The organism is Methylobacter sp. (assembly GCF_036845245.1).
GTDB lineage: Bacteria > Pseudomonadota > Gammaproteobacteria > Methylococcales > Methylomonadaceae > Methylobacter_A.
In genome coordinates, this window is the sequence record NZ_DAIUEH010000007.1 from 1 (window position 1) to 20,065 (window position 20,065).

15 protein-coding genes are annotated in these 20,065 nt (G+C 46.2%); 7 read left to right on the forward strand and 8 right to left on the reverse strand.

What is annotated here, in order from left to right:
* Positions 1-451: 451 nt before the first annotated feature.
* The 3 genes from V7051_RS04695 (at position 452) to V7051_RS04705 (ending at position 2,785) form a co-directional block, all read left to right on the forward strand.
* Positions 452-1,360 (forward strand): glycoside hydrolase family 18 protein, encoded by a 909-nt coding sequence (locus V7051_RS04695; protein WP_333873522.1) that lies wholly within the window; start codon positions 452-454, stop codon positions 1,358-1,360.
* Between the two features lie 83 nt (positions 1,361-1,443).
* Positions 1,444-1,746 carry a hypothetical protein gene (locus V7051_RS04700; RefSeq protein WP_334168724.1) on the forward strand — a complete coding sequence of 101 codons (303 nt, stop codon included), beginning with the start codon at positions 1,444-1,446 and terminating at the stop codon, positions 1,744-1,746.
* Positions 1,747-2,008: 262 nt separating this feature from the next.
* Positions 2,009-2,785, forward strand: a complete 777-nt coding sequence (locus V7051_RS04705; RefSeq protein ID WP_333873524.1) for a pentapeptide repeat-containing protein — start codon at positions 2,009-2,011, stop codon at positions 2,783-2,785.
* 325 nt (positions 2,786-3,110) lie between these two features.
* Here the strand turns inward: V7051_RS04705 and V7051_RS04710 are convergent, their stop codons facing one another.
* The 3 genes from V7051_RS04710 to V7051_RS04720 are packed head-to-tail and all read right to left on the reverse strand — an operon-like array spanning position 3,111 to position 8,148.
* Entirely contained in the window at positions 3,111-5,039 is a 1,929-nt protein-coding gene (locus V7051_RS04710; RefSeq protein WP_333873525.1) for a TonB-dependent receptor, read from the reverse strand.
* Positions 5,040-5,065: 26 nt separating this feature from the next.
* Positions 5,066-6,160, reverse strand: a complete 1,095-nt coding sequence (locus tag V7051_RS04715) for a hypothetical protein (protein WP_333873526.1) — start codon at positions 6,158-6,160, stop codon at positions 5,066-5,068.
* Between the two features lie 59 nt (positions 6,161-6,219).
* Positions 6,220-8,148 (reverse strand): LTA synthase family protein, encoded by a 1,929-nt coding sequence (locus tag V7051_RS04720; RefSeq protein WP_333873527.1) that lies wholly within the window; start codon positions 8,146-8,148, stop codon positions 6,220-6,222.
* Positions 8,149-8,317: 169 nt separating this feature from the next.
* On the opposite strand from V7051_RS04720, the gene fae reads away from it, so the two are divergent.
* Entirely contained in the window at positions 8,318-8,869 is a 552-nt protein-coding gene (gene fae, locus V7051_RS04725) for a formaldehyde-activating enzyme (protein WP_333873528.1), read from the forward strand.
* Positions 8,870-9,104: 235 nt separating this feature from the next.
* Complete coding sequence (locus V7051_RS04730) at positions 9,105-9,692, forward strand: hypothetical protein (protein ID WP_333873529.1); 588 nt, start codon at positions 9,105-9,107, stop codon at positions 9,690-9,692.
* 102 nt (positions 9,693-9,794) lie between these two features.
* On the opposite strand, the gene V7051_RS04735 is transcribed toward V7051_RS04730, so the two are convergent.
* From V7051_RS04735 to cysD, 4 genes are all read right to left on the reverse strand, one after another.
* A complete protein-coding gene (locus V7051_RS04735) occupies positions 9,795-11,081 on the reverse strand; it encodes a hypothetical protein (RefSeq protein WP_333873530.1) in 1,287 nt (428 codons plus the stop codon).
* The gene (locus tag V7051_RS04740; RefSeq protein ID WP_333873531.1) at positions 11,074-12,339 is read right to left on the reverse strand and encodes a hypothetical protein; all 1,266 of its coding nucleotides are present in this window, start codon (positions 12,337-12,339) and stop codon (positions 11,074-11,076) included. The genes V7051_RS04735 and V7051_RS04740 overlap by 8 nt, the downstream gene beginning before the upstream one ends.
* A gap of 152 nt (positions 12,340-12,491) precedes the next feature.
* Positions 12,492-14,117 carry a sulfate adenylyltransferase subunit CysN gene (cysN, locus tag V7051_RS04745; protein WP_333873532.1) on the reverse strand — a complete coding sequence of 542 codons (1,626 nt, stop codon included), beginning with the start codon at positions 14,115-14,117 and terminating at the stop codon, positions 12,492-12,494.
* 44 nt (positions 14,118-14,161) lie between these two features.
* Positions 14,162-15,070 (reverse strand): sulfate adenylyltransferase subunit CysD, encoded by a 909-nt coding sequence (gene cysD / locus V7051_RS04750; protein ID WP_333873533.1) that lies wholly within the window; start codon positions 15,068-15,070, stop codon positions 14,162-14,164.
* A 330-nt stretch (positions 15,071-15,400) separates the two neighbouring features.
* On the opposite strand from cysD, the gene V7051_RS04755 reads away from it, so the two are divergent.
* Positions 15,401-17,926 carry an EAL domain-containing protein gene (locus V7051_RS04755; RefSeq protein WP_333873534.1) on the forward strand — a complete coding sequence of 842 codons (2,526 nt, stop codon included), beginning with the start codon at positions 15,401-15,403 and terminating at the stop codon, positions 17,924-17,926.
* A 62-nt stretch (positions 17,927-17,988) separates the two neighbouring features.
* Positions 17,989-18,342 carry a hypothetical protein gene (locus V7051_RS04760; RefSeq protein WP_333873535.1) on the forward strand — a complete coding sequence of 118 codons (354 nt, stop codon included), beginning with the start codon at positions 17,989-17,991 and terminating at the stop codon, positions 18,340-18,342.
* Positions 18,343-18,425: 83 nt separating this feature from the next.
* Here the strand turns inward: V7051_RS04760 and V7051_RS04765 are convergent, their stop codons facing one another.
* Positions 18,426-20,024: an NAD(P)/FAD-dependent oxidoreductase gene (locus V7051_RS04765; protein ID WP_333873536.1), complete on the reverse strand. Its 1,599-nt coding sequence runs from the start codon at positions 20,022-20,024 to the stop codon at positions 18,426-18,428.
* Positions 20,025-20,065: the final 41 nt, after the last annotated feature.

A 20,065-nucleotide genomic window follows, 5' to 3' on the forward strand; every position in this document is an offset into this window, starting at 1 on the left:
TTATTTTAACCCCATAAAGAGGGGTGCCATATCGATTATTTAGGAAAGATGTCTAATTTTATTAGTCACTGCTTCAATGATTCTGTCGACTGCTGCGTATGCCGATACAGTAAATATTATCAGTCTTGCAGATTTCATTACCCCATCCAATCCAGGCGCTTCCAGCACAATCTCGTACGCCTTTACGCCATCCACTCCAATTTCTTTCAAAGTCGCCGGAAAAACATGCACTTGGGTAAGCTCCTCCTCTCCATACGGATCGGGAGGTGGTGCGGGTTGTAATTACAGCATCACAGTCAATTCATCTGGCGCTCTGGCCAATGCAACAAGTAATGGAAACGGCTGTACGGCGGCAGGACAGCCAATGATTGCTGCATGTAAGTAAACTAAGCGAAACAGGGCGCAATAGCGGGGAATGTTATTGCGCCTACTTAATACTCGGGAGAAAACTATGAGTTCAATGACTAAATTGGTTAATGCGTGGATTTTTTTAAATGAAGACGAACCTGCCGGCACCGACTACAACAGTCCCAGCAGTTGTTACCAGACACTTATCTACAACAATGTCTACCAAGCTATCGATATTCTGTACCTTTGCTTTGTAACCACCGTCCCTACCGGCCCTGATACGACCCCTGTCGGTAATGGCTCCTCATACACTATTGAAGTCGGCGCTTCGGCACATCCCTTGGGGTTGACCAACCAAGATTACATGAACTATATAATCAGGGATGCCCGGAAAAATAATCCGGATATTAAAATCGCGGTTACGCTGAATTGGGGCGATGGCAGCCTGCTTTCGAATATATTCTTGAATTCTGGCTATTCACCCAACCAGAATGCTGAAAACTTTGCCGGTAATCTGATGGATTATCTGAAGAGTTTTGACTTGGATGGTTTTGATATCGACTGGGAGTCACCCATTTCCGATCAAACCACGCAAAACCAATTCGAACTCCTGGTCAATGCGATAGGCGCCCAGTTTAAACAACAAACTGATAAGCATTATTACCTGACGCTCTCTCCCGCTGAAGTAGGAAATCTGGATGCCGGGGCTGTTAACAACAACATGGATTTCGTTAATCTTCAGTTATATTCAGGGTTCACCATTCCGAGTGAGTTTACGCAGGCGGGAGTTCACCAGAATTTATTGGCTTACGGTGCAAAATTTGAAGCTGACGGTCCTTCCGGTCCCGATGGCAATGGGCATCAAACGGCCAAGAACGCCTATGATGGATATACTAAAGGCGGCTACAGTGTAATTACCAACTGGCGATTAAATTCGGAGAACTACGAGTTTGAGCAGGCGCAACAAAAAGACCTGTATCAATTGGTTTTTTCATTAACAGGCACAACATAAATCCGCTTTAGATATGTAGTTTAAGCTGATTCGCAGTTAGGTAACCCGCTTGTACAACCAATTTAAATTTTAGGAAAAGAAAAATGAGAAAAATAATGAAACGTCGTCTTTCTGTTATCGGTTTATTGCTGACCCTGGGCTTAGGCCTTAGCCAGCCTTTGCTCGCCAAAGAAAAATGGCAAGAAGGTACGGCCACAATCGGGGCCAACAACAATCAAAAAGTCTGCCCAGTGGGTAGTTCCAGCACGGCCAGAGCTCCTGGTTGCAAGCACGATGATTGCACTAGTGCGAAGAATCAAGCTAAGGCCAACCTCCGGGGGCAATTTCCAGATTGCGGTAAGTATATTCATGCCACAGGGACATGCCTCAACGGTCCCGGTTGCTGAAATAATCCGGCAACCGGACATCGGTTCCAGCCCTGTAGATCAGGTATTAACAGTATTCCCGATCTACAGGCCGTAAGTTAAAAGTAATACCCCCGTTTTCAACTTCACCATAAGCGTTAAGCCGCTTTTCTCATACCATGTTGAGCCGCAGTAAAGCCAACAATTTCCATTCCCTAGTTGCAATAGCGTTGAACTGTCGATAAAGTTCTACCGACTATTTCAATTTTAATCTGATTACCTGTATCCACCAGGAGGAATACACATGAAAATCCGTTTTTACGGTCTGGGCTTGTTAGCCGCATTGTTTAGTTTGTCGGTATCGGCGGCCGACCTTAGCCGGTCGGCAGTGCAACAGCATCTCGCCAAGGCGGATAAGGGGCACCTTGCAAAGCTGCGCAGAAAAGATCTTAGGGGGCTGGATCTATCCGGACTGGATTTCAGGAATGCCGACCTGTGGGGTTCTGATTTACGTAATACCAATTTAAGCAATAGTGATTTATCCGGCCTGAATCTTGATTTAACGGTAATGACCAAAATCAATCTTTCCGGCGCTAATCTGTCCAACGCCAGCATTTTTGGCGTGCATATGGGCGGCGCTAATTTGAGCGGCGCCAATCTGGCCGGTAGCCGTTTTATTGCCAATTTGGATCGGGCCAACCTTAGCCATGCCAATCTGTCTAATGCCAATTGGGGCGTTGATATGAAGAATCAGCCCATGGGTTTAATGCGGGTCAGCTTGAATAATGTCGATTTATCGGGCGCCAATCTGTCCGATGCCAACCTTAACCGTGCTTTAATGCGCCATGCCAATCTTTCCGGGAGTGTGCTGAAAAACACAGTGTTATTCGGCGTTGATCTTTCCGGGGCCGATTTAACCGATGCCGATCTTTCCGGAGCGGATTTATCCGAAAGCAAATTGGAAGATGCCGATTTTACCGGGGCTAACTTGGCGGGTACCCGGTTTGGCGGTATTAAGAATAAATCGATTTTGAAAGGATTGATTTCCAGCAAAAATCTTGAAGCGGCTATTTTTGAGTGATGGAAAAGCTGCGCAGCATAGATAAAGGCTGAATAGGGGGCTTGAGTCGGCAGCATTGCCGTTAGGGAAGCGCTGAACAAATCAATTCCGCTCAGGGTTCGACAAAGCTTACCGCGAACGGAATCAACAGTTTACCGTTCGTCTTGAGCCTGTCGAAGGATTTAAGCAGCGCTTCCCTAGAAAAACCGGTAAAGAAAACTAGGCAGGCGAGGAGGCAATAGGCGTGGCCCGTTAAGATTAGGATGCCTACGAACCGTTAACGCAAAGCAATGGCGACGATCAGATAAGTTATCAGTCTTGTAAATGCAACCGGGACAGTCGCAGGCTAAAAACCGGTACGAAATCCTACATAAAATGCCGCACCGTTAAAATTAAAGTCGTAAATCTCGGGGGTGCGTTCATCGGTGATGTTTTCGCCGCGTAAATACACATCCGTTTTTTGCGTTAACTGATATTTTAGCTGGGTATTAATGCGGGGAGCGCTTTTGGCCCTGAGTCTATTGGCGGCATCAAACCAATAACCGCTATGAACAGTTAGCTCCAGCCGAAACGTTAACGGCTGCAACAAGTTCACTTCATTCCAGAATATACTTTGGTGCTCGGGCCGAGTGGGCACCAGTAAATGCGTAACTGAATTTTTGGCAGACATATAGCTGTAATTTAAACCGCTTGCCCAGACGCTGTTCCAACGATGTTGCGATTGCATTTCCGCTCCCCAGACATCCGCTTCCTGTATATTAGTCGCCTTGGATATGCCGGTGGTCGAGTTCAACTGCATGGTAATCATTTGCCGATAATTTTGATAATAACCGCTCACCTTGACTTGGCTCTCGGGCGCGGGGTGCCAACCCCAGCCGATTTCGCCACCGGCATTATGCTCTCCCTGCAAGGTCGGATTGCCGAATACAGGATGCATTAATTCGCTGACACCGGGCTGGCGATAACCGGTGCCGCCGTTAGCCCATATATTCATGTTTTTCGGCAATACCCGGTTTGCGCCCAACGAAAATACCTGATGATCGCCATATGTATCGCCTTTATCGAAACGCGCATCGGCGCTCCATTGCCAAGCTCCCATGACCAATTCCCCCCGCACATTGGGGCTGACCACTGTTTGCGAAACCGGCAAACCCAACGCCTGCTGTTGTTGAGTATTAACTCCCCATACCAGCAATGCCTGATCCTGATTATTTGTGCTCAGCGGCAAGCGGTGGGTGTTTCTCCAGTCCAATAGGAATAGCTGGCTGGTAAGCGAAAACGGGCTGATTAAAGCTGAAGTCATTTTTTGTCGATCTTGAGTGAAACCCAATTGCAGCGAACTATTCCAATAGGACGTCAAATCATATTGACCGTGCAATTGAGCTACCCAGGTTTCATCCGACAATTTACCCCGTTTATCGTCCACCCAGCGTATTGTACGCGAGGGTAATATCAAACCGGGGCCGTCGATATCTTCATCGGTGCGCACAAAATAGACTGACGCATCCAAGCCGCCCCGGCTGAATTCTTTAAACCAATTACCTGAGGCATGGGTCATACCGAAATCATCACGCTCCGTGCCGTTTGGTGACTGACTGATAGCATTAAAAACGTCGCTTCGCCCCACCACCGCCGAGAAATCACCCGCTTGGGTCGTCAAGCCGCTGCCGGCAACGCTGCGCACGGTGTCATAACTCCCTCCTTCAACGTGCAAAAAATTATCCTTTTCCTGCATGTGCCGGGTTTGCAAGTGAATGGCGCCTCCGAGTGTACGGCTGCCATGTCGTTCGCCGCCTGAACCCCGGGTTATCGTTACCCGATCTAAAGCATCCAGTGCATAGTGACTCAATGAGTAAAAACCGGCGAAATTAGCAAATAAGGGGACGCCATCCAAAGTGACCAAACCTTGGCCCCCACCGCCGCCACCGCGCAAATTGATGCCGGTCGGCATCTGTCCGCTGCCCTGGTTTAGCATTAAGCCGCCTTGGCTTCTCAGTACGCCGTTAAGGTTAGGCATGCCGGTGGCCTGTAGCTCATTCTGGTTTAATTGATTAAGCATGCGCGGCGGCTCAATTAATTGGGGATAAACCTGGTCATCGTAAACAGTCATGGGCGTTAACGAAAGAGGATCGTTAGCAGGAGCGGAAGCTTCGTCGGCTATTGCTCCGGTCGACAGGCACAGTATAAAACCGTTCAGCATGATCGCAGATGCCGGATATTTTCTGACGGATGATGTTTTTTGACGGCGTTTAAAATGGATTTTGATTGCAATCATCGGTTTATATCGTTGTTTAACTTGTGTTACAGCGCTTGCTGCTGCTTGCCCGCTATTAGCATGCGCGCTAACGTGCGCAGTCCATCGGATGAAATATCCAGGCCAAACGGTGCGCCTAATCTTTCAAGTTCATAAATCACGTCGGTCGCCGCTATGAAAGTTATATAACGTAAACCTTGGATGGCGGGTAATTCTTTGGCTATGACTTTTAATACCGGTGCCAGGCGTTCCCAGGTATCGGTAAAAAATACCCGCACCGGGTCGTTGTCCGCGTCATGTTCTTTTAAGCCGGCCTGAAAAGCTTCTCGGGAATTCATTAAAATTTCCATCAGGGTTTCGCGCAGTTCCGGCGACTTTGTGTCTTCAGATGCCTGTTTAATGGCTGTGCTCAAAAACGTATCCCATTGTTGCCAAGCGGCTTGCCATTGTTTTTGTTCGGCTTCGCTAAAGGCTGGAACAGGTTTTTCGATAGCTCTTTTGGCCGGTGCATTGAGATCAAGCTTGATGCCGATACCGTTGTCTCCGGCATTGATGTCGCTGAATCTGAGCGATTTGAGTATCTCTTTGACTTCGGCCGCATTATCCTTGGGTAAAAAATGCGCCAGCGTTTGCTCGATATTGTTTCGGGATTCGTTTAAATCGATTTTTACTGAGGCAAGTTTGGGTTCGGCAAAGCGTTTGATCAAATCCTGAAGCTTAGTGATGGTCAGATGATGACCTTCATGATCGTAGGCGGTTGCGCTGGTGATTGGAAAGCTCAGTACGGAATGCCCGGAATCGAGCGTCGGCTGCTGAAAAGTCTCCAATACGCCTGCCCATTCCAGAACCGTTACACATTGTCCGCCCAAACCGGTTCCGAAGCGCACCTGAACTTCGTTTAACAGCTGGATTTGGCCGCTTTTGCCGTTAACTTCGGGATTGGAAAGCCTTAAATAACTGCATCCCTGACGGTCGTTCCACAGTTCTGCGCTATTATTTTTGCCGGTATACAATTGCGATATCAGCACTTTTTTAATAAGACTGTAATCAATCTGCAAAGGGATGCTGAGTTGATCGGCCACGCTGTTTCCAGCAAACAGCAGCAATATACCAAAAACGGTCGCTATAAAATTTTTATGCATGAATTTTCTCCAGTAGATCGGTTTATATCGCACACACTACACCAATAATTAATGCGGATTCAGTTCTCCCCAATAATCGCTTGCGAAACTGCAGCCTCTGTCGGCAATGGCTCAGGCTGTTTTTCGGGGATGTATTTGGGACGGGTAAACTGACGTCCCATGAATATATCATTGCTGACTCTCGATATATCCTCCAGCCAACGCGAAGATAACTGGCAAGCTTCCGAATAGGGCGGCTCTTTGCACATATCAACAGTTCCATCAGCCAGCAAATTAAAATGCATGCCCGGCAATGGCCTTACTCGTACATTGGGCAAAGGTGCGGTGTAATCCATGATACTCGGTTCATTGAAGTTAAGCAGGTCGAGCAACAGCTTGGGCACTTGATAAAGCGGCAGGCTGCCAAACTTAACCGGTCCGCGTTTACCGTCGATAATAAGCATTGGCGTGCTGACATAGGCTTTGAACATAGTTGGCGAAAAGTCGCTCCGATTGGCCGTCAGCACCTCTGATTCGACATAGCCGGCAAAGTTCTCGCCTAAAAAAGGCAGATGATCGCCGAAAACCACGATAATGCCTTCCGGGTCCCGCTTGCGCATTTCGTTGATAAAGGCCATCAATTCCCGCGACTTATAATAAACCGTATTGGCGTAGGCCGACACTTCCTCAATTTGGGACGATGAGCTGATTTTATTGGGACGGCTTTCGCTTAACGGGTAATTCCAATGTCCGAAATAGGTCACGATATAATCCAGGACCGGTTGCTTGGCATCCAGCGATCCGGATATTTTCTCCATTACTTGGCGGTATAACGTGCTGTCGGACATGAATTCCTGATTCATGTCATCCTGGACAAAATCCCCTAACGACCAGTAAGTCTGAAAGCCCATGCGCTTATAAGCATTAACACGGTTCCAGAATACAGGCACATTCGGGTGCGAGGAAATGGTGCGATAGCCTTTGTCGGCAAGAAGGTGCGGCAAACAAGGCACATCGTTTAGTAACTGGCGCTCGAATTTGACCGTATCCCTTACTACCGGGAAGCCGCACAATACCTCAAACTCGGAATTGGCGGTAAAGCCTCCAAACACTGGAGCCAGCGCATGCGAGTATCCGGCGCTCTTCCACAGCTCGCGAAACTCGGGCGAAAACGGGTAAGGTTTAAACTTTGCTTTTTTCAGCACACTGGGATCCCAGAAAGATTCCAGCAATACGATATGGATGTTACGCGGTGTAAACGTTTTGGCGCCAGACTCATTTTCAGATGAGACTGTCAGTGGAGGTGTCGTGACCGGTACCATTGGATCGATACAGGAAGTTGAGCCAGGCATGGAACAGTTGTCGATGGAACCGGTGCGATGGGCAGTCAGTAATTTGTCGGCCGCTTCTTGAGCCATATCGGCGTCGGGAATGATTTCGGCTGCGGCAAAATGGCGAGCGCTTTCCAATAACGAGTATAACGTTGCGCCGCGCCATACGTAATTGGAGCGTTGATCCCATACCGAGTTGCCAAAGTAGCCATCCAAAGGATCCAGTATGGTCGCGGGTTTGTAAACGACAGTGATGCCGAGCAAAATGATAGTCAGGCTGGCCAGATAAGAGCTCCAATGGCGCATGGTGAAGTTGTATAACAACAGACTGGCAATGGCGGCTAGCGGTATCGCGGCAGCAAAAAAACGCCAGCCATCGAGTATCAAAAGTAGCGATTGCAGCGCGAAAACGTCATCCGGCATAATCGGTCCGCCAAAAAACGATATTTTTACTGCATTACCCACATACAACAGCCCCATCAGCAAGGCATGAATCACCAGAAAAATCCATATCCGCTTCGATAATGCATAAAGCACGTAAGCGACTACCAGTTGCAGCAGATAATCGTAAGGTATCGATGCGGTCAATATTTGCACATCAAATTTGAAGGTGCTGATCAGGTAATACAACACATAAAGCAGCGTCGTAGAAAGCAGCGGTAATAGCTTTAGTGACATTAAGTAAAGAGATGTAAATCTGTTTGGGTGAGTAAAATCTATTTTATCATAGAATGTGGCGCGTCTTATTGAACGGCAATGTAAGCTCGGTCTTAGTATTGGCCTTGCGCCTCCGGCTTCATCCGTCATAAAATGCCGGTTTTTTTCTTACTTTTTTTGGGGGTATGTAATGTCGGATACAATTTGGTTCAGGACCGGAGAAGCGACGGTATTTTCCAGCGACGGTCAAGGCACAGACGCCATGCCCGAGATATTGATAGGCAGTGTCAAAGGACCGGCCGGTAACGCTTTCGCCAATCTGATGGGACAAACCGCAGGACATACCCGTATGTTCGCTATTCGAGCCTGTAATCAGCAAGTAAAGCCTGCGACGATAATAGTTCCCAAGGTCACCATCAAATCCACCGAATACGTCAATCTGTTTGGCGGTCCCGTGCAGTCAGCGGTAGCGGATGCGGTTCTTGATAGTGTTATTGACGGTGTTATCCCTGCCGATCAGGCTAATGATTTATGTATTATTGCAATGCTTTGGATTGCTCCTGAATGTGCTACGAATCCCGATTTGGATCGTAAAGATTTGTATCGCACAAATTATGAAGCGATGAAATTAGCTATTTCCCGTGCGATGAGTAATTCACCCGGCATTGAAGAGTTAATTGCCAACCGGCATAAGATTGTTCATGAAATGTACGACCCTGAAACCGGCGAGTCCCAGTGGTAAGAAATTAACCCTTTAATATTTAATTTAAAAACCGGTTTATCCACGAAAAACAAAAGTTAAGCGCCATGGTCAGTGTGTAGTAGAACGCTAACAGTAGGCACTTTAGGCGCACGAAATATTTAGCCATTCATCTGGATAATAATCTGAGACTTGGTATTTTTTTAGATATTTTCGTGCTTTTTGTGGTTTTCGTGGACGAGATGGTTTTTCCAGGTTTATAGGCTTCATTGCTATTTTGGCAGCCGCGATAAGAGTTTGTCAGACGAAACCTGGAATATTTACGCTTTTTTCAAGTACAAAGATCTTTACCATGAGTTTATTAATCAAATACCTTTCGCTCTGCTGGTTCGTGAATAACCCCGCTGATTTAGTCCCTCCAAAATCATTCATGTGGAAAACAGTGGTGTTTTATCTTATTTCAGGGATTATTGTTGAGGGCTTGATTGCCGATCCTGCCGATGGCACGCTGGAAGTTTCATTGCGAACAATTATGGCGTTTTCATCTATCGCCGTATTATTGCTTGTCATCAAAAAATGGCAGCATTTCAATCAACTTTTTACAGCTATTTTTGTTTGCGAAAATTTTATTATGACGCTCGCAATTGCCGCCGAAGCGCTGGATTTTATAATGGTGATGAACAAGGAGGAATACCGGGAAGAGATATCGATCAGCTTGGCCGTATTATTGGTGGGATGGTATTTGGCGATCGTCAGTTATATCTTGCGACAACTGTTTTCATACAAAATGAGCGTCAGCGTTATCTTAGCGTTTAGCTATTTTGTTTTAACTTACGGCATTCCGATGCTGGTCATGGATATATAAAATCCAGCCCGTCACACAAACGTCAATGTGTGCAGACGCAAGTTTTCCTGTTTGGAAGCTGAATTGATGGGCTTGGCTTTTGCCCATCCAGCAACCATTTGGCTAGTTCTTTGCCAGAGGTTTATTGTCTTCCGCTTGTTTTTTTGCATCCTTTATCGCTAATTGCAGTTCCATACGTTGTTTTTCAAGGGCCAGTAATTCGATTTCTCTGCGAAGATAAACATCGGCTTCTTTTCTTTTTGCATAACTTTCTTGTTGCATCTCCAGACGCTGCTGTTCCCGATGTTTCTGGTTCTCTACATCGGTATCAAACTCCAGCTGTTTTTGGCGCCGCTCAAAGGCGATCTGTTGAGCGTGGATCTTATCTTTGGCTTCTCTCCATCGGGCCTGCTGGTTTTCAAATTTGGCGATATCGGCTTCCAGTTCTTTTTCTTTTAACTTGGCTTGGTGCGCCAGCAATTCCGTGTGCGTTTTTTGTTCTGCAAGTCTGAGGCTGGCTTCGTGTTTTTGTTGTTCCTGAAGCTCAGCTTCCAGCGTAATTTCCTTTAAGGCATTATCATGTTTGACTTTTTCGGTATGGATACGCTTTTCAATTTCAAATTGTTCAAGCAGCTGTCTTTCTTTTTCTTCCAGCAAAAGCTTTGTATTTAAAGCTTCTTGCGCTTGTTTCAAGCGTTCCAGTTCAGCGTCGAAATTTAATTGATCGAGCAGCTTTTGTTTATGTTCCAGCTTTTGTTTTTCGAGCTCTTGTTCCTGACGAAATAATTCCTCTCTTTTGGTATCATTAAACTCAAAACTTTTTTTAAGAACGCATAAATAAACGCTTTCCTGGGACAGTTGCACATCGGGGAAGTCTTCAAACGAAGGTTTTAATGTGCAGTGCGTTTGCGATTGAATATGTTGCAATATCAACATTTCACTAACGGCTAAAGATATTTTCTTTTCAATATCGCTGACGCCGGTTTGTACCCATGAGCCATCCGATAAATTAGCCAGCTCTTTATTTATCAGGTTGATAAGTAAATCTTTATAGGTTTTTTTTATATGCAGATTAATGCCGGACAAGATGTCGATATTGCCAAGCGCGTATTTCAACGAGGCCTGAAACCGAATATCCAGGGTTACATCGATTTTGCAAAAACCGTCGTAAAGTTTAATTTGTTGGGTAACCAGCCAGTTTTCAATCGGTAGCGGGTGAATATGATGATAGAAGCGCTTAACAAAGCCTTCCGGACGCAAGAATAAATTCCAGTATGGGCCGATTTTGGTATGGACTAGATGGCGATCCGCGTCAAAAATGGGTTCCCATACTTCCGGAATAGTGAGATCGTCGTCGGCTAACGAGCCTTCAATAAACCATTTGTCGATTTCAGTTCTGGAATTATTCATTAGTATCCGCTCGTCCGGTCATGGTGGATTCGGCTTTTAATCGATTGATCTTGTCACCCATTTTTTCGGCAATCAACGGATAAAGGTTAGGCGCGAATTCGACGGTTTTATCGTCGATTTTTCTTAAAAATCCCCGGCTTAATAATAAGCCGACGGCAAACATTCTCGACCAGTCGGAGTATCGTTTTACCCGTTCCATTTCGGTCTTCTCGATGGACATTTCAAGTTCGTCGTTTTTGTTGATCCGGAACTCGGTGAATTGCCGTAAGCATTCGAAAACCAGATCTTCTTCCTTGGCAGTCAATGGGCCGGGTGCGGTGAATTCGAGGCGGTATGACAACAAAACGGTGAAAAAGTCGGCCATTGCCGCGCAAACAAAAGCGAATAACGAGAAATTCGCATCCGACCACATGGCGAATGAAGGCTGGATATCGGCGGTAAATTGTTTGTAAGTCGTCAATAACGGTGCTTCCGGTAAGGATTGACCGATATTGCCTGATAGTAGGTTGATCTTTAGTTGCACATTCTGGAAGTTCTCCAGCATCTGGGAATAGGCGTCTTCAATATTCGTTGCGACATCCAGTGCATTGATGCTGACTTGCAGTTTTTGAATATCTTTGTCCAATTCAGAAAAATCATGTTCGAATTTAGCCTGCTGCTCTTTTTTCTCCAGATAAATCTGGTTGTAATGCTTCCAAAAAGGGCCTTCGCCGACTTGCTTCTTGTAGCCTTCGGCAATTTGCGCATGGGTGCCAAAATACGCTTGCTGTACATCGAGCGACGCTTTTTCTAAGTCGGTGCGCTGTTGCTTTAAAACCTCGCCTTTGATGGCTGAAACCCGGTCGATATAAGTTTTTACATCCAACCTGATTTTATTTAAACGGCTGATGTGCAGATTGTCCTGTTGGGAAATCTCATAAAATTTGAAGTATGAGAATGAAATCGAAGCGCTCATCGCAACCAGCAGGGAGCAGACAACGGAAAAATAGCGCATCCGGTTGGCACGCCAGTGAATGCCGGCAAGTTCCAGCGAGCTAATAACAATAATTGATTGAATCGCAATGGTGATAATCAGTGCAATCCAGGAGGTGATGAAATGAGATAAGCCGTAGTAGGTGGTGAATCCCGTACAGAAGCTCAGCATTATTACAATAGGAATCGTCCAGACCCTTAACATGCCGACAAATAATGTCTGGATGCTGTTAATCAAATAGCCTACGCCTGAAGCTCTTATTTTTGAGAATTCCGAATTTTTCATTGTGTAGTAACTTTCAGGCTTGTAACGTGGGTTGATGGATGGATTACACTATTTTCATCTTACATTTTTATATCAATGAAGCGATTTTCTCGCTAAAAATAAATGTATTTATAGGCAGGAGCGGTTTCCCGCTCTTGCCGTTGTTTCGTGTATCAATAAATAATCTTTTGATCCTTTAATGAGCTGTAAATATCATCAATAGCCAATGTATCGCTATCAAAGCTAATGTCTGCCAAGTCGGTGCTGCAATTGACGCATAAACCGATCAGTCCGGCAGTCTTGATTGCTGCGATTAGCGACGCATTTTGTGTTTCTAAGACCGTCGATGCATGACCGTTATCAAATAATTTCCGTTCCAGTTGATAAGCGATTTCTTTGCTGTTCGAACCGGTTAAAGCAATCGCTGTAGCTGTTTGACTAAAGCGCGCGGCGCGCTCTTCAGGGCTGACCGGTTGCAGGCTTTCTTCATCGGTGCTGCCGGTAATCATGCCCGCGCCGACGGTACCGTTGCTCAGGCGGTCTATGATAATGAATGAGCCTGTGCCTTTATGGGTAATGTAAGCATCGAAAACCACCGGCGCGTTGACTGAAACCGTGCAGGAACCGATTTCATTCAATTGCAGTTCGGTAGCGTCGTGGTGTTCCAGGGTGTTGACGTCGATTCTATGGTGAATCAGCGATACTGAACCCGACACGCTGCGGGTCGCCAGTTTGATAATGTACTGCCGACCCGGTGCCAGCGCATTTTCAGCCATCCAGACGATGGTGGCTTTGAATTTGTCCGAGACGGTTGCCGCTGCTTGTTCGGCGCCGACAATCATATCGCCGCGGCTAATATCGATCTCATCTTCCATCGTTAAGGTGACGGCCATCGGCGAAAAGGCCTGTTCCAGCTCGCCGTCGTAAGTCACGATGGCTTTGATGTTACTGCTTTTACCTGAGGGCATGGCGGTGATCCTGTCGCCTTTTTTGAAAATGCCGGAAGCGACCGTGCCGCAAAAACCGCGAAAGTCGAGGTTGGGGCGGTTCACGTATTGAACCGGAAAACGCGCGTCGCTGAAATTGCGGTCATTGGCGATTTCAATGCTGTTCAGCGCTTCCATTAACGGCTGGCCGGTAAACCAGGGCATATGCGCGCTGGGGTTGACCACGTTATCGCCGTCCAGTGCCGACATAGGGATAAAGGTGATGTCCTGTAAAGCCAGAGTTTGGGTGAAATCCAGATAATCCTGCTTTATTTTATTAAAAGTGGCCTCGCTGTAATCGACCAAATCCATTTTATTGACCGCGACGATAATATGATGAATGCCCAGCAACGAAGCGATAAAGCTGTGCCGTTTAGTCTGGGTTTGCACGCCGTAGCGGGCGTCGATCAGGATAATCGCTAAATCGCAGGTTGACGCGCCGGTCGCCATGTTACGGGTGTACTGCTCGTGCCCCGGCGTATCGGCAATAATGAATTTACGCGTGGCGGTGGAAAAATAACGATAGGCCACGTCAATGGTGATGCCTTGTTCGCGTTCGGCTTGCAGGCCGTCAACCAGCAAGGCCAAATCTATTTTGCCCGCACCGGTGGTGCCTGATTTAACGCTGTCGGCCTGAACGGCGGCCAGTTGATCTTCATAGATCATTTTGGAGTCGTGCAGCAAGCGGCCGATCAACGTACTTTTGCCGTCATCGACATTGCCGCAGGTTAAAAAGCGCAATAATTCCTTGCGTTCATGTTGCGCTAAATACGCGTCTATATCGGTACTGATTAAGTCGGATTGGTGGGACATAATTTTCTCTGGATTCCTGTTATGAGTTGCAGTGACAAGCGTTATTAGAAATAGCCTTCACGCTTTTTCTGCTCCATGGAACCGGATTGATCGTGGTCTATCAATCGTCCTTGACGTTCGGAGGTTGTGGTTAACAGCATTTCCTGAATGATTTCCGGCAACGTCGTTGCGGTCGATTCAACTGCGCCGGTTAACGGATAACAGCCCAAGGTACGGAAACGCACCATTTTCATTTCAATTTTTTCATCGGGGCCGATCGGCATGCGTTCGTCGTCGACCATGATTAACATGCCGTCGCGGTTAACGACAGGGCGTTCTTTGGCAAAATACAAAGGAACGATCGGAATGTTTTCCAGGTGGATGTATTGCCAGATGTCCAGCTCGGTCCAGTTGGATAGCGGAAATACCCGGATGCTTTCGCCCTTATCTATTTTGCCGTTGTAGATATTCCATAATTCAGGACGCTGATTTTTCGGGTCCCAGCGATGATTTTTATCGCGGAACGAATAGACTCGTTCCTTGGCGCGTGATTTTTCTTCATCACGCCGCGCGCCGCCGAAAGCCGCATCGAATTGGTATTTATCCAGAGCTTGCTTGAGGCCATCGGTTTTCATCACGTCGGTATGTTTTTTACTGCCGTGCGTAAACGGCCCAATGCCCTGTTCTATGCCTTCCGGATTGATATGAATCAGCAACTCAAGACCCAGTTGTTTGACCATTTTGTCGCGAAACTCGATCATTTCCTTGAACTTCCAGGTAGTGTCCACATGCAGCAACGGGAATGGCGGTTTACCAGGATAAAAGGCTTTCATGGTCAAATGCAACATGACGGCAGAGTCTTTGCCGACGGAATACAACATCACCGGACGTTCAAATTCGGCTGCAACTTCACGAATAATATGAATGCTTTCAGCTTCCAGTTGTTTAAGGTGTGTCAGTTTATAATCAGTCATTAAAAGTCCGTCAGGTTTGAAGGTCGCGCTATGTTTATTGAATGCGCGCAATAAGTAATAAGTTAGTTATTTTAATTTGAACAGGCTTTTAATGCCAGATTTGCTTAGGATTTATTGAGGATGGGGCAGGTTTTTAGGCAAACGGTGAAATGTGTGGGATGAATAGAACGGTAGAGAAACCCAGCGTATAGGCGATTAATTATGATGGTTTTCGGGTTGCTTTACCCTTGATGTCATTTGGGATTATCCGGCGTTGTAATGGGGGCTAAATTTTAGTTAACAGCCGCTTGATGATATTATCCGCGGGCTAATGCTACACAGAGAGGATACATGAGCAATTTTGATTTAAATGCCATTTCGATTAAGGATATTACCCAAACCACCTTGTTGACCTGCTTACCCAACGAGACGATGCATAATGCCGCTGTCAAAATGGCGGAACGGGAATGTAGTGCTATTTTGATTGTAGTGGACGATGAAATCATTGGTATCTGGACAGAAAGAGATGTATTGAAATTTGACTTTTCGTCGCCTGATGCGCGTTCCACGCCTGTGTCAGAAGGTATGAGCAGTCCTGTTCTCTGTGTTAATGAAAATGCAAGTTTAGAGGAAGTTTCGCTTAAATTTAAGAAAGACGGTGTACGTCATTATGTTGTAACCGATGATCAGGGCAAGCAGCGAGGCATTATTTCTCAAACTGATGTCATTAAAAAACATAATTTTGAATTTTTCCTGGTTTTAAAAACAGTGGGCAGTGTATTAAAGCCCAGTCCGCCGATTATCAAATCAACGCAAAGCATGGCACAAGCGAGCAGGCTTATGTACTCTTCGCTTTCGGATGCGCTGGGTGTCGAATTTCCGGATGAGTCCATCGGCATTTTGACTGAGCGGGATGTGGTCAAGACGCTGGCTTCTTTAACGCTAAACCCGGTCGTTGCCGATTATGCCAGCAGGAGTCTTGTTACCGTTAATGAGCACGAGAGTCTTTATCAAGCCAAGAAAATTATGCTCAGGAACGGTTTTCGTCACCTCGGCGTCGTCGATAATAAAAATAACTTAATAGGCATTATTAACCTGACCGACATCTTGGCGGGGTTTCGCAGCACCTATGTTGAAGAGCTTAAAGAATCGCTGGCGACTAGGGACGCATTGTTAAAAGAGTCGTTAAAGAGTCTTTGCCTGGCGAAAAAGATTATTGATAACACCCAGGAGGGTGTTATTACCACCGATAAATACGTGGTCATCCAAACATGCAATGCCGGCTTTACCAATATTACCGGCTACACGGAAGAGGAAGTTATCGGTAAGACGCCCGCAATTATCAGTTCGGGGCGGCATGATAAAAAGTTTTATCAGGCTATGTGGGAAAAGATTAACAAACATGGCTTCTGGCAAGGCGAAATTTGGAATCGGCGCAAAAATGGTGAAATTTATCCCGAATTATTGACCATTACCGAAATCCGGGATGATGAAACGAATGAGATCAGTAATTACGCCGCTATTTTTAGTGATATCAGTCAGTTAAAAAATGATGAAGAAGAAATTAGACGTCTGGCTTTTTATGATCCTTTAACCGAATTGCCTAATCGTCGTTTATTAAATGATCGATTGGCTCAGGAATTGGTGATTACCGGAAGATCGGGAAAGAATGGCGCGTTATTTTTTATTGATCTTGATCATTTCAAGAATATTAATGAAACTCTCGGGCATTCGGCCGGGGACAGAATTCTTGTGGAAGTCGCCTATCGATTAAAAATAGGTGTCAGGGATTGCGATACCGTCGCTCGTATCAGTAGCGATGAATTTATTGTTATTTTGACAGAACTTAGCGAGCACATAGAGCTGGCTTGCAATGAAGCTCGGCATATTGCGGAAAAATTGCAACAGGCCATTTGCCAGGTTTATTCGGTAATGAACCACAAGCTGTATGTTTCTTCCAGTATCGGTATTGCAATGTTTTCCGAGCACTTCGGCATGCCTGACGACTTGCTTAAACAGGCCGGTACGGCAATGTATCGCGCTAAGGAAAGTGGCCGTAATATGTTGCAATTCTTTCAGCACAGTATGCAGGAAGCGGTTATGGAAAGAATGCTGATTGAAAAAGAGCTGCGGCACGCTCTGGATGAGGGGCAGCTGTCTTTGTATTATCAGCCGCAGGTTGATTATCACGGCAAGCTTATAGGGGCAGAAGCGTTGATTCGCTGGAACCACCCGATAAAGGGCTTTATTCCACCCGATAAGTTTATTCCTATTGCGGAAGAGTGCGGGTTGATTCAGGCCGTAGGTACGTGGGTGCTTGAACAGTCATTCATTCATCTAAGGCAATGGGATAAGCAGCAGGTACATTTACCTCATTTGGCGATTAATATTAGTCCCAGGCAGTTCTATCATAGTGATTTTATGAGCATACTGGGCAGGCTTGTTAAACAATATCAGATAAGCCCGTCAAGAATCATGCTGGAGTTTACCGAAGGGCTGTTGATGAATGATGTCCATGCCGCGATTGATAAGATCAGGCAGTTGAAAATGTTGGGTTATACCTTTTCAATAGATGATTTTGGTACGGGATACTCATCATTGAGCTATTTAAAACATTTACCGGTGGATCAGTTAAAAATTGATAAATCCTTTGTTGAGGATATTACTAAAAATGAAGATGATGCTGTTTTTGTAGGTACCATTATTGCGATAGCCCGGCATATGAATCTGGGTGTTGTTGCGGAAGGTGTTGAATCAAAAATGGAGCTGGAGTTTTTAAAGCAGAATGGATGCTTGTGTTATCAAGGCTATTATTTCAGCAAACCATTGCCTGAAAGACAGTTCTTTGAAAGTTGGCTAAAAAGTGCGAATCAATAAAGTAACAGGTAACAGTGATATATTAAATATCACACTATTTTTTAATTAGATGGCGAGTAAAAATGAAAATTGATTTTCTTTGTTCAGTACATTTTGCCGGGTTGCTACGGAAAATGTTTTGCGGTCTGGCTATGATGATAGTCCTGTTGAGTTCAGGATGCGCTACGGTGGGCCATGAGTTCCCGGCAGGCCAGGTTTCAACTATCAAGATAGGGGAAACCACCCAGAATGATATCTACACCACGTTTGGGGCTCCCTGGAGAACTGGGCTCGATAACGGCATGAAAACATGGACTTACGGTAACTACTATTACAGCTTGTTTAGTGACGGCAGTACTGAAGATCTGGTTATTAAATTCGATAACCGGGGTGTTGTTGCGTCGTTTGTATTTAATACGACTAAACGCTCGAAATGAGTCAGGGTTAGATAACTTCGGATTGCAGGAGTGGCTTTAGCGCAAGCCGCTCCTGTATATTCTTCATGACGCATATAGGGTGTTTATTTGTTTATATCCAAAGCCAACGCCTCGGCAACTTTGATGCCATCCACAGCCGCAGAAAGAATTCCGCCCGCATAGCCCGCACCTTCTCCTGCCGGGTATAGCCCTTTGATATTCATGCTTTGATAAGACTCGTTGCGCTTGATGCGAATAGGCGATGAGGTGCGGGTTTCAACGCCCGTTAATACCGCATCCTTCATCGCAAAGCCCTTTATCTTTTTATCAAACGCGGGAATGGCTTCGCGTATCGCAGTGATGGCGTAATCCGGTAAAGCCGAGCTAAGGTCGCATAAATGAACGCCCGGCGTGTAGGAAGGCTGTACTGTGCCCAGTGCCGAAGAAGGGCGTTTTGCGAGAAAATCGCCAACCAGTTGCCCCGGTGCCTCATAGGTTTCCCCCCCTAACTTAAAGGCGGCAGCTTCCAGACGGCGTTGAAAATCGATGCCTGCTAAAGGATGGCCGGGATAATCGTCAGGCGTAATGCCGACGACAATGCCGCTGTTGGCATTACGCTCGTTGCGCGAGTATTGGCTCATGCCATTGGTGACCACATGTCCCGGTTCAGACGTGGCGGCCACGACAGTTCCGCCGGGACACATGCAAAAGCTGTACACAGAGCGTCCGTTGCTACAGTGATGTACCAGCTTATAGTCGGCAGCGCCCAATAACGGATGACCTGCATTGTCGCCCCATCTGCAAGTGTCGATTAATGACTGCGGATGTTCTATGCGAAAACCGATGGAAAAAGGTTTGGCTTCAATATAAACGCCGCGATCATAAAGCATTTTGAAAGTGTCACGCGCGCTATGCCCGATCGCCAGTAACACATGATTCGTATCAATGGTTTCGCCGCTGGCGAGTACCACGCCGCGAACCTGTTCGTTATCAATTATGATGTCTTCAACCCTGCTTTGGAAGCGGATTTCGCCACCTAATGATTCGATAGTCGCGCGTATCTGCTCGACTACAGTTACCAGTCTGAATGTGCCGATATGAGGCTTGCTGACATGGAGGATTTCAGGTGGGGCACCGGCTTTGACAAATTCAGTGAGCACTTTACGCCCGTAGTGATTCGGGTCCTTGATTTGGGTGTGCAGCTTACCATCGGAGAAAGTACCGGCACCGCCTTCGCCAAACTGTACATTGGATTCAGAGTTGAATACACCCTTGCGCCAAAGGCCGAAAGTGTCTTTGGTGCGTTCCCGTACCTCTTTTCCACGTTCCAGAATGATCGGGCGAAAGCCCATTTGCGCCAGAATCAGTCCGGCAAATAGCCCGCAAGGTCCTGTGCCGATGATGACGGGACGCAACGCCAGATTTTTTGGTGCCTGAGTTATAAAATGATAAGTACTGTCCGGTGTTAAAGATATGTGAGGGTCGTCTGCCAAACGTTTAAGAATCGCCTGTTCATTTGTGGTTTCGATATCGATAGTGTAAACAAGCAGGATTGCATTACGTTTTCGCGCATCAAAACCTTGTCGGAATATTGTATAAGTGATAAGTTCTTTTGCGCTGATGCCAAGCCGATCAAGTATCGCAGTTTTGATCATGCTTTCCGGGTGGTCCAGTGGCAGTTTAAGTTCAGTGATTCTCAACATGTAATTTATTCCGATAGGTTCCTGTTACAGAACCGACTGTT